Raw genomic sequence first — 10,680 nt, forward strand, 5'->3', positions numbered from 1 at the left:
ATGAGTGCGTTAACCAAGGCTGACTTAGCTGAAAAGCTATTCGAAGAACTTGGGTTGAACAAGCGTGAAGCCAAAGAAATGGTAGAACTGTTTTTCGAAGAAATTCGGGCTTCCCTTGAATCAAACGAGCATGTAAAACTCTCTGGATTCGGCAATTTCGATTTGCGGAATAAAAGGGAGCGTCCAGGGAGAAACCCCAAGACCGGCGAGGAAATTCCTATTTCGGCGCGACGCGTTGTTACGTTTCGTCCCGGTCAAAAGTTGAAGCAACGAGTGGAAGCCTATGCTGGAAGCAAGCAACAATAACGAACTACCAGCAATACCGGGGAAGCGCTATTTTACGATTGGGGAAGTGAGCGATCTGTGTGACGTAAAACCCCATGTTTTACGTTACTGGGAACAAGAGTTCACCCAATTGAAGCCGGTGAAGCGACGGGGTAACCGGCGTTATTATCAGCGACAGGACGTTATAATGATTCGTCAGATTCGCAGTCTGTTATATGACCAGGGCTACACTATTGGTGGCGCCCGTCAAAAGTTGACTGGTGAAGATGCTCATATCGATATTACCAAGTCTTCGCAGCTCATACGGCAAATGATCACTGAGCTGGAAGATGTTTTATTTGTACTTAAAGATCATCACTAAGGTGAGCTGCTGAGTACAAAAAACCGTTTGATAATCAGCTTGGATGCTGTATTATTTGCCTCCTCTTTGAAGGGTGAGTAATTCTCTAACCTTCTGAAAATAAAGAGATTCGGGGCGTAGCGCAGTCTGGTAGCGCACCACACTGGGGGTGTGGTGGTCGCAGGTTCAAATCCTGCCGTTCCGACCAAATTCGGGGTAAACTCCCTACAATATCCTGGAAAGCCCGCAGTAGCGGGCTTTTTTTGTGCCTGAAATTTATATGATCATCCTGCTTCGGGCGTTATTGTCGGTCGTATACTTCGATGGTTACCCGGCCCAAGCCCGGAGTGATGGTACCGACGAAATCAGTGTCATTGAGCCAATTGTATTCGCTGTCAGTGGCGGCTTCGAATAAGGGCCATGTTAAGTCGCCACTCCCGTAGTCACCGCAATTTCGGACCAGGATGGGTTCTCCGTTTTCCGGTTCTATGGTGTAGCGCGCCTCCAGACTGAGCTCACCATTCCGAGTGAGCTGGTAATCCGCACCGCCTGGATTTACGTTGCCATTGATAGTGCCACTGAAACTGCCGCCGGTAATGCCAATGATTCGGCGCGAACCGTACTTAGAGTCACCCACACTCTGGAATCCAGCAATTCCGACCCGTAGGGTCATCACTGAATCGCCTGCGGATACGGCGGGAGACAGTGTAGGGCATTCCCAGGTTTGTTGGCGGACATCGTTGTCGGCGAGCACCTGCACGCGCCGATCATTCGGTCTGGTAGACGCGTCGGTATAGACTTCCAGGTCAATGCTTTTACCATTCACCTTTCGTACACCGATATAGCGCCCATTGTTAAGCCAGGCATAGCGGCTGTTATCAGGCGCTTCAAAATCAGCAACAAACCGAATGTTGTCGGCATCAGCGACGCCACAATTTCGCATATAGATAAGCGTGCGATCCGAAGTGGTAATGACGTAGCGGCTTTCGTGCTCAACGGCACCACTGGGCAAATGCAGGTCTACGTCCAGTGCGTTGTCTTGTACGTCCCCGGAGAGTGGCGGACTACCAAAATCAGCAGCTTGAATTTGCCCGCCATTCACGGGAGTAACCTTTCGTTGACCGTATGGTGTGATCCCGATATCGCGAACATTGCCCGCAGATAAAGTGGTTTTAAAAACCAGGGTACCGGTTGTGGGGTCGGGAATGCCTTCGGGGGCCGAACAAGTCCAGCTCGAATCCGGCACGATAACCTTATGGTTACCTGACTCGGGCGGTTCGACGGGATCACATTCTTCTCCACAATTTTCCGCGTCTCCTTCTAGGGTGATGTCACTGACGTTATAGCTCTCGAAAAAGCTGCTTGCGTTCAGGGAGAAACGTAACGCCACCGTGTTGATGTCCGCAGAATGTGTGATAGGAAACGTAACCTTTCCATTCTCATCGCGAACAGATTCGAGGGTTGCGAAATCTTCACCGTTTACGGAAATCTGGGCTGCAGCCGCTTCACCCGGGTCCAGACGGTTGGTCGCCCGGTTGTATGACAGAACCAGATGCTGGTAGTCACTCACCTCAATAACTGGAGATTGCACTCGGGCGATAGTAGAGCCACCCTGCAGTCGTATGCCACCGCCGTTGATACTACTGCGTCCCTCCAGCGAAAAGCCATCATTGCCATTGCTGAATGAAGGCTGATACACAACGTCAGCCTGGACGGATAGGCTGAGTAGTAATGTGTTGGTCAGCAGCGGGAGAAAAAAGAGTTTTTGATATTTCATAGTCGCGGTTCCTTGCCCCTACCTAAAAGGGGAATGCGGTTTGTTAGCGCATTCCCCTCACAGTCAGTCTATGGCATGTGTTTATTTTTTAGAAAGTTCCAGGCTTCGTTGGCATCCCAGCCACTGTGCCCGCCGCTCGATTTGGTACATAGCACTACTTCGGTATCGCCTGCACAGCCACTAAAAGCTTGGCAGCCGTTGCCGATATTGGTCGGGCTACCGCTGCACTGATTAATTCGGCCCCATTCCGCAAAAGTACCTTCAGCACCGAGGAAGTGGATCGTATCCAGGTCGTAAGGGGTGGGGGGATTGGACGCGCCGCCACGATAGGGGACAATGAAATCAAAGCGACCGCGGGTTGAAAAAACAGAGATCGGGCGCGACGGATTGCACTGGCGTTCCTCTACCAAATCAAAAGCAGCGGGTGCCACTGCGGCAAATACGTCTGCTGCATCGCAAGCCAGATAGTGAGACATTCCGCCACCATTAGAAAATCCCATGGCGTAGACGCGCTTGTCGTCAATGCAGCCCTCATCTTTTAGTTCGTCGACAATAGCACGGGCAAACTTTTCATCGTCCACCTCTCTTGATTCGGTGCAGCAGGGTCCGAAATTCCACGAATCATCGACACCGTCAGGATAGGCAGCAATAAAGCCCGCTGTTTCTGAAAGGGCATTCGTTCCGGAGTTGCTGGATTGGTATTCCGAACTCGACATCAGCGGATGAAAATCGAGTAACAGAGGAACCTCTGTGGTCCCGTCATAGCTGTTCGGAACATTCAGAATGTATTGGCGGGTTTGCCCGTCGATGGTAATGCGCCGGGTTGTTTCACCAGGGCGTAACTGGTTGTCCGGGTTATTACAGGCTTCACCTTCAACCGGGTCCGTGGGAGGTGTCGGGGTGGGGTCACGATTAATTCCGTAACTGGCACTGCTTATTAGTCCAAACAGAATGCAGGCAAATGGGAGGGTGAGTTTTATCATGATGTAATGGCTCCATTGGGCTAAGAAAGTGGTCGGGTTCCGTTCACCGGTTGGATAAAAATGCGATGGGGATTTTGATGCTGATTAAGGGTGAGATCCGGTCCCGCTCAGTGGAAGCGCATTCCTTTCGGGAATGCCGGACTATGGTGGTTGATCGTGTTTCTCTAAACAAGTTGGCTGAAGGGACAAAGCGGTAGTGTGAAACAACCAGAATAGCCGGGTTGTACAAAATGGTGAGGATTCGTTGAGCGAAACTGATGAAATTCAGCTCAGAAAAAAATCCAGCGGCGTATTCGCGTGGCAATTTTTCATTCTTACAATGATTTTGAAATCCTATCCGTTGGTTTTCTTCTGATTGGTTAAGAAGCCAAACTATTTAACCGATTCCACCTGATTTGGGCCTGAATTTCGCGGTTTTTTGCGTTGGAAAACCTGGCACGCCAGTTGCTTTGTTACTAGTAAGGCCAAAAAGCGGTTTTGATAAGTAGGCTGGAGCTGAATTTTCAAAATGCAGGACAAGGCGATTTGGCCGGTGTAATTTCATTTACGATATGGAATTTGTAGATTCGAAAGGAGTTTTTGATATGAAAAAGTTAATGATTTTCACAGCAGCAGCAACACTGTCCACCTTTGCAATGGCAGGTGATGTTGAAAAGATCGATACCGATTTCGATAGCCTGGATAACAATGACGACATGCACATCTCTCAGGAAGAAGCCGATGATAACAACATCAGCCATTATTTCTCTGAGATCGATTCTAACGAAGATAAAGTGCTCAGCTTGGAAGAGTACAGGGATTACATCGTTAGTCATCCATCTTCCGTTGAGGAAGGTGAAGAGCTTCCCGAAAGCTAATATGGTCCGGGTTCGCACGCCATAGGGATATGGTGATCTAAATGGCTTAAGGAATTTGCTGATCACGGAGTGTTGGCAGGTGACAAAGCCATAGGAGTATGGCAGCGCTATTACCCAGCGGCTGTTGCTACAGGCAGGGATGCCTGGCCAGGATGGCACTACTTTTCCGGTGCAAAGCTTCCCTTAGGGAAGCTTGTTCCGGGGAAGGTTTCTTTATTATTCTCTGTTTTTTCCTTATTCTGCTTACCAGTGGCATCTTTTATGTTCCGTCAGCCGATTGAACCGATTTTGGTTGGTCGTTAGAGTAGGAAGTACGAAGTCGTTATCCGGAGTAAGTGAGTGAGGGAGCTTTCAGAAAGCAGTTGTTGTCGTGGCACCGGTTTTGGCGTGCGGTTAGCGTTGTGTTGCCTGGCGCTTTTGTTTTCCGCCTCTGCCCCCGCTAAAAACCCCTATGGTGGAATTTATTTAATCTGGGCCACTGGTGCTGATCAGTATTCTCTGGATTTTATAGATGGTGGACAAGTTATGCTGCAGTGGAAATCACTGCACACCGGTGAGGACGAGTATGATTGGGGTAAGCTGGATAAGCATCTTGCTTACTTTGATAATTTGGATATTAAAGTAACCTTGCAAATCAATGGAAACCGCAAACCGGCGTTTTTGTTTCAAAGGGTGCCTTACCATTCAGTGCCACACTCACACCAGATTAAAGACAAAGACGGTACATTAATGTACTGGCACCCGTACTACGTAGATCAATACGAAAAGTTTCTCATTGCGTTGTCGAAGCACCTCAAGAAAGCGGCTTACTCTGATCATATCCTCGGTATACGTATGAATTACAACAAGGTGGGGACAGAACATTCTATATCTGTGAAAGACATGCCGCCGAAAGCGGAGTGGAAGGTTCCCCGCGGCGTCAAATGGGTTGATTTTGAAAGCACGCAGAACGAAGATTATGTTGAGCGGATCAACAAAGCTTACTTAACGTATTTTCCGCCTGAATATAAGCTATTTCTGCGTATGACTGCGGCAACGTCACCGACGATAGAGGACGCTTTGTCTAAAGGTATAGCCGGGGTCTACCAAACCGGCGCAGAAATGGAGCCGCGTTACAAAGGTGATGAAAACGCTCGGTACGGGCCTTTTTTGCAATGGTGCAGGACAGGGATTACCGATTGCTACGCCGAGTCCTGGGCCGCAGCCGACGGTACCCATGGGACTAAGAAAGATAAACGCTGGTCTACGTTCGCTCAATTCAATTATTGGCGCATTCTTTCTGACCTGAACCTGGGCGTAAGCTATTTGGCCGTGTATGGCCTTGATATAGAGCGATGCCACGACCCGGAGTTTATGGCCGCATTTGATTTTGCCCGTAAATACGCGGGTTATCATGCTCGACCCCAAACGTCTCCCGGTGCTTGGATTGCGTTCAGGGAAGGGTTGCATTTAAAAGGTGATTATACGTTTCTCGCGAAGCCGGTACCGGCGTCAGAACATTTTAAACCTCGGGATTTGCGCTACAACCCGCCCCAGCAGTTGGGTGATCAGAGTGTTCGTTTCGGTGCCTGGGCGCGAAGCTTGTCAGCAGGTAAGTCCATTGACGTGGAGTTTGATAAAGGGTTCATTGAGAGTCTTTCAGGCACGACGAGAAAGCTGACGGTAACTTACCTTGACCGGGGAACGGGCGTATTGGCAGTAAAAGCGTTTGGGAAGGAACAGCGTATACAACTTGAAAATACACAAAAGTGGATTCAGCGCAGTATTGAATTTTCACAGGGGAACTCTGATTCGGTCGTTAACCTGAAGGCAAAGTCTCGTTCCATTACGCTACATATGGTTGAAATCGAGCGAATATAGTAGCCCGATAGGGCGTTGCATTGGTTTTGTCGACGTTTTCGGTAGACGTTTCTGTATCTCAGGCGTATTTCAACGCTCATGGTTTAATCGGAATTGGCCTGATTGCCTGACTTGTTGGGTCAACCTTCCGTAGAATATTCTTATAAACTTATCGTTTCGAAAATCAGAGGAATGTCCAATGAAAGAAGCCGTAATTGTCTCCACTGCGAGAACCCCGATCGGTCGCGCGTATCGTGGATCCTTAAATAACATCAAGTCACCCACTATGATGGGGCATGCTATTCAGCATGCGGTGGCTCGTTCCGGTGTGGATGGCGGAGAAATAGATGACGTGGTCATCGGGGCAGTACTGACGGCCGGTACAGCGGGTAACAACCTGGCGAGAACGGCCAGCTTGGCTGCTGGGCTCCCCGTAACCGCCTCCGGCCAGACCATGGATCGCCAATGTTCGTCGGGTTTGATGGCCATAGCAACCGCCGCTAAACAGATCATTGTGGATGGTATGAATGTGTGTGTTGCCGGTGGCCAGGAAAATATAAGTGCGGTTCAGAATAAATATTTTGAGTGGGTGAAAGCAGAAGAAGATGCGAACGTTATTGCTCACGCCGAGCATGCGTATATGCCGATGTTACTTACGGCTGAGAATGTAGCGAAGAAATACGGGGTTTCCCGCGAAGCGCAGGACGAGTACGCCCTTAGCTCACAACAAAGGACTGCTGCAGCGCAGCAAGCCGGTAAATTCGACGATGAGATTGTACCTATAAGCGCGGAACAGGCTGTGCTTAATAAAGAAACCAAAGAGGTGAGTTACCAGCAGGTGACTTTATCCAAGGATGAAGGTAACCGCCCTCAAACCGACTTGGCGTCACTCGCTCAACTCAAACCCGTGGTTGAAGGTGGAGTGATCACTGCGGGCAACGCCAGCCAGCTGTCAGACGGTGCTTCTGCGTGTGTGTTGATGGAGTCTAAACTGGCAGAGCAGCGTGGCTTGTCCCCACTGGGTATTTACCGAGGTATGGCGGTTGCGGGAAATGCGCCGGAAGAAATGGGAATAGGGCCTATCTACGCGATTCCTAAGCTGCTGAAGATTCACGGTCTTACTATTAATGATATCGGCCTTTGGGAATTAAACGAAGCATTTGCAGTTCAAACGCTGTATTGCCGGGATAAGCTGGAAATCGACCCCGAGATCATGAATGTAAACGGCGGTGCCATTTCAATCGGCCATCCCTATGGTATGTCTGGTGCCAGAATGGTGGGTCATGCTTTGATAGAAGGCAAGCGTCGAGGTGCGAAGTTCGTGGTAGTGACGATGTGCATCGGTGGTGGTATGGGGGCGGCCGGATTATTTGAAGTTGCTTAACCGGCGTCGGTTGGCTTGATATAGCGCAGGATAAGAAAGCAAAAGGTTGATTTAGCCAACCTTTTGCTGCCTAAGAATTGTTTGCTAACACACCTTTATGACGAGTGAGCCGTTGCGAAATTCAGGCTGAACATCTGCAAGCGCTTGCGCTGCATTTTCAGGTTGTATTCCATTTCAAGGAAGCGGGTGCGCACGGTGGCCTGTTGCCATTTTTCCTGCAGCTCCTGTTTCTTTTCTTCAAATTCCTGGCGTTTTTGTTGAACCCACTGTCCATGCAGCTCTTTCCAGTCGGCCAGGGTTTTTGAAAACTGTTGATATTCACTTTCCAGCGTTTGACGCAGCGCTTCTACGTTGGGGGTTGGCAGGCGGCTCAGGTTCAATTGCTTATGGGCTTTTTCAAATTGCATATGAACCAATGCTTCCTGAATTTTAAAGCTGGGCACTCGTTTCAGATTAGACGTCATGCCGATCCAGGATAAAGAAGCGATCATCCATTTTGTAGGATCGAATTGCCACCAGCGGACTCCATTGCGGTAATCGGTCTGGAAGTAGTGGTGGAAATTATGGTAGCCCTCACCGTAGGTTACCAGGGCCAGGAAGAAGTTATCTTTGGCGGTGTTGGTGCTGGTGTAGGGCTGTTTGCCCCAGGTATGACAAAGACTATTGATGAAAAAAGTGACATGGTGGCTAATGACCAGACGTAACACACCGGCCAGTAATAGCATGCCTAATACATCGCCATTGAGTATGCCCAGCGCCACGGGTACGCCGATATTGGATGCGACGACCAAAGGGACATAATATTTGTGCTGGAACATAACGATCTTGTCCCGTTGCAGGTCCTGGGTATTGGCCAGGTCAACATCACTGCTTTTATAATTGCGTAACATCCAGCCTATATGGGCGAACCAGAATCCGCGCTTTATGGAGTAAGGATCTTTGTCGACATCATCCACGTGACGGTGGTGGCGGCGGTGACCCGAGCACCAGATCAATATGGTGTTTTGTAGAGCACAGGCTCCCCAAAAAGCAAAAAACGCGCGTACTAAGGGGTTGGCATCATAGGCTCGATGAGACCAAAGACGGTGGTAACCGCCTGTGATCGAGAACCCGCAAAAGGCCACCATGACGATACAGGTGACAATTTCCACCCAGTCATAGCCCACCAGGAAACCATAAAGAGGAACGGCTGTGATAGCGATTAGGAATGTGCTGCTGAAGATGATTGCCGGGACCCAGTTGATAGGTGCGTCTTCCCGCATGCCTTGGTTAATGTCTGGCATAGACTACTTTCTCGCAAATATTTTGTAATGGTTGTTAACAGTATAGCCTCAGACGATCCTGAAATTGCACTGATCGTCAAATATGAGACTTGATTCTAACGTATATACCAAGTCTCTGTTACCAATATTTGAATTTGACTAATTGATAAAGGCGGGGAGGGAAAAGCGTATATTTATGAGAGGGTTAGCAGGATAAAAGCGGCTAAATAGCCGCTTTTATGTCCGCTCTGATGCGAAAATACCTTATTCTGCTTCTTCTGCCTCTAATTTCTTCGAGGCTTTAGGCTTTTTTACTTCTTCGATCTCGTCTTTAATTTCAGATTTCAGTTCGGTCAATTTGCTTGAGCCCAGTTCTACCAGCTCATCAAAGTACTGTTCGCCGCTGTTGCGTGCCTTTACTACCAGGCCAACATACGCATTTTTAATCTGATCCAGAGAACCTTTGACGTCATCAAACGGAGTAGTGATGTCTTTCTTAAGCTGCGCCAGAAAAGATTCTTCGGCACTTAATTGTTGTTCGCCTGTTTTGACCAATTCTTCGAACTGCTTGTTACTCTCTTCCTTGATCTTGGTGTAAAGACCACGGTAAGCATTTACGATCTGGTCAACAGAAGAATTAAACTGTTCCACTTGGTCTTTAACGCGATCCGAAAACTCGCTCATTTTATATTCCCTCATCAGGTTGGTGATGGCTTAAAATTGATGTGGTTGTGATTACTGCAGGTGTTAGGTTCCATTACCGCAACCTGTGTCATTGCACAACGAGTGGGAAGGTATACAAATAAATTAGAATGTTAACCCTAATTTCGAACTTAACTTACTAACGGTTCGGGTAGAGGGCCACTTGGTGATCAAGCGAATGCATTGCCGATGGCTAGGCGGAATGCATTGTTGCTTACAGTACCGATACGTCGTTGCGCCGGCGCCGCGGTAGAACACCACTGACAATTTTTTTAGCTGCGCCGTAATTAATCTTTCGATCACGGGGAAAAAACGGGCCGATCCCGGAAATCTGTTCGCTATCCGGATAAAGGTAACGCTTTTCAGCGGCTCTGATCACGGAATTGGTAATATGTAGCATGCGGGTATCTCCAAAGGGAGTGCCGAACCCGTTATTTAATGTGAAGCCGACCGATAAATTCCGTATAGGGTCTGCCCAGGCCCCCGAGCCGCCGAATCCGAAATGCCCGAAGCTAAGGGAGGTGGGGCGACCTAGCGCAAATACACGGTGGTATCCAAGCCGCCAGTGCATGGGTAGGGGAATAACGTCGCCCATTGTGCGATTTTGGATTTGCATTATTTCATTCATGGATTCCCGCGAAATTAAGCGGGTACCATCCAGTTGTCCGCCATTCGCCAAAACAGCGTAAAGTTTTGCCAGGGAGCGCGCGGTAAACATGCCATTGACCGCAGGCAGGCAGGAGCCAAGAAAATCCGGACTGTTGAAATCAAGGTACATTGCGCCTTTCGGCACTAACGCTGATATGGATTTATCCAGGTCAATGTTCGCGACTTTTAAACCTGCGGTGAGTGCTTTCATTAGCAGGTGCTGAGTGCGTCTTTCAAAGCGCATTGCGTTCGGGTTATTTTTTCCTACGTTATTAACCAGCTCGGCGCGGCGATTCATTTCCGAAGGGGGCAGGCCTACGAAAAGACCGTCCAACCCCAGGGGGATGGTCACCATTTCTTCAAGCACTTCGGCAAAGGTTTTGTGGGTGACCCGTTGGATCAGCTCACCGATAAGCCAGCCATAAGTGAAGGCGTGGTAGCCGTTAGTCGCGCCGGGTTCATGTATCGTTTTAGCCCGCTCAATGGCCGTGGTCATGAAATTCCAGTCCATCATCCGCTCCGCATCGTCGATCATCTCGCGGATGTGATATAAGCCGGCTTCATGACACAGCAGCTGCCGCACGGTAATGAATTGCTTCGATT

Annotated in this window: 10 protein-coding genes and 1 tRNA gene; 6 read left to right on the top strand and 5 right to left on the bottom strand. The window is 49.0% G+C overall.

What is annotated here, in order from left to right:
* The 3 genes from ihfA to FT643_RS12455 all read left to right on the top strand — a co-directional run bounded on the left by ihfA (position 1) and on the right by FT643_RS12455 (position 833).
* On the top strand, positions 1-306 hold the full coding sequence (gene ihfA / locus FT643_RS12445; RefSeq protein ID WP_156871720.1) for an integration host factor subunit alpha: 306 nt from the start codon (positions 1-3) through the stop codon (positions 304-306).
* The gene (locus tag FT643_RS12450; RefSeq protein WP_156871721.1) at positions 284-646 is read left to right on the top strand and encodes a MerR family transcriptional regulator; all 363 of its coding nucleotides are present in this window, start codon (positions 284-286) and stop codon (positions 644-646) included. The genes ihfA and FT643_RS12450 overlap by 23 nt, the downstream gene beginning before the upstream one ends.
* Positions 647-756: 110 nt before the next feature.
* A tRNA-Pro gene (locus FT643_RS12455) sits at positions 757-833 on the top strand.
* A gap of 93 nt (positions 834-926) precedes the next feature.
* Here FT643_RS12455 and FT643_RS12460 read toward each other — a convergent pair.
* Positions 927-2,402, bottom strand: coding sequence for a DUF3237 domain-containing protein (locus FT643_RS12460; protein WP_156871722.1), 1,476 nt, complete (start codon positions 2,400-2,402; stop codon positions 927-929).
* A 68-nt stretch (positions 2,403-2,470) separates the two neighbouring features.
* Positions 2,471-3,385 carry a CE1 family esterase gene (locus FT643_RS12465; RefSeq protein ID WP_156871723.1) on the bottom strand — a complete coding sequence of 305 codons (915 nt, stop codon included), beginning with the start codon at positions 3,383-3,385 and terminating at the stop codon, positions 2,471-2,473.
* Between the two features lie 584 nt (positions 3,386-3,969).
* On the opposite strand from FT643_RS12465, the gene FT643_RS12470 reads away from it, so the two are divergent.
* From FT643_RS12470 to FT643_RS12480, 3 genes are all read left to right on the top strand, one after another.
* Positions 3,970-4,242: a hypothetical protein gene (locus FT643_RS12470; RefSeq protein ID WP_156871724.1), complete on the top strand. Its 273-nt coding sequence runs from the start codon at positions 3,970-3,972 to the stop codon at positions 4,240-4,242.
* A gap of 339 nt (positions 4,243-4,581) precedes the next feature.
* The gene (locus FT643_RS12475; protein ID WP_156871725.1) at positions 4,582-6,102 is read left to right on the top strand and encodes a hypothetical protein; all 1,521 of its coding nucleotides are present in this window, start codon (positions 4,582-4,584) and stop codon (positions 6,100-6,102) included.
* A gap of 178 nt (positions 6,103-6,280) precedes the next feature.
* Entirely contained in the window at positions 6,281-7,465 is a 1,185-nt protein-coding gene (locus FT643_RS12480) for an acetyl-CoA C-acyltransferase (protein WP_156871726.1), read from the top strand.
* A 95-nt stretch (positions 7,466-7,560) separates the two neighbouring features.
* Here FT643_RS12480 and FT643_RS12485 read toward each other — a convergent pair whose 3' ends face one another.
* The 3 genes from FT643_RS12485 to FT643_RS12495 form a co-directional block, all read right to left on the bottom strand.
* The gene (locus tag FT643_RS12485) at positions 7,561-8,748 is read right to left on the bottom strand and encodes a fatty acid desaturase (RefSeq protein WP_232340158.1); all 1,188 of its coding nucleotides are present in this window, start codon (positions 8,746-8,748) and stop codon (positions 7,561-7,563) included.
* 243 nt (positions 8,749-8,991) lie between these two features.
* Entirely contained in the window at positions 8,992-9,411 is a 420-nt protein-coding gene (locus FT643_RS12490) for a hypothetical protein (protein WP_156871727.1), read from the bottom strand.
* A gap of 232 nt (positions 9,412-9,643) precedes the next feature.
* Positions 9,644-10,680 (bottom strand): serine hydrolase domain-containing protein (locus FT643_RS12495; protein WP_156871728.1); only part of this gene is annotated, 1,037 nt, incomplete at its 5' end.

The sequence above is a fragment of the Ketobacter sp. MCCC 1A13808 genome (assembly GCF_009746715.1).
Taxonomy (GTDB): domain Bacteria; phylum Pseudomonadota; class Gammaproteobacteria; order Pseudomonadales; family Ketobacteraceae; genus Ketobacter.

Coding starts and splice junctions, on each gene's coding strand:
- ihfA (WP_156871720.1), top strand. CDS start 1: ATGAGTGCGTTAACCAAGGCTGACTTAGCTGAAAAGCTATTCGAAGAA.
- FT643_RS12450 (WP_156871721.1), top strand. CDS start 284: ATGCTGGAAGCAAGCAACAATAACGAACTACCAGCAATACCGGGGAAG.
- FT643_RS12460 (WP_156871722.1), bottom strand. CDS start 2,402: ATGAAATATCAAAAACTCTTTTTTCTCCCGCTGCTGACCAACACATTA.
- FT643_RS12465 (WP_156871723.1), bottom strand. CDS start 3,385: ATGATAAAACTCACCCTCCCATTTGCCTGCATTCTGTTTGGACTAATA.
- FT643_RS12470 (WP_156871724.1), top strand. CDS start 3,970: ATGAAAAAGTTAATGATTTTCACAGCAGCAGCAACACTGTCCACCTTT.
- FT643_RS12480 (WP_156871726.1), top strand. CDS start 6,281: ATGAAAGAAGCCGTAATTGTCTCCACTGCGAGAACCCCGATCGGTCGC.
- FT643_RS12485 (WP_232340158.1), bottom strand. CDS start 8,748: ATGCCAGACATTAACCAAGGCATGCGGGAAGACGCACCTATCAACTGG.
- FT643_RS12490 (WP_156871727.1), bottom strand. CDS start 9,411: ATGAGCGAGTTTTCGGATCGCGTTAAAGACCAAGTGGAACAGTTTAAT.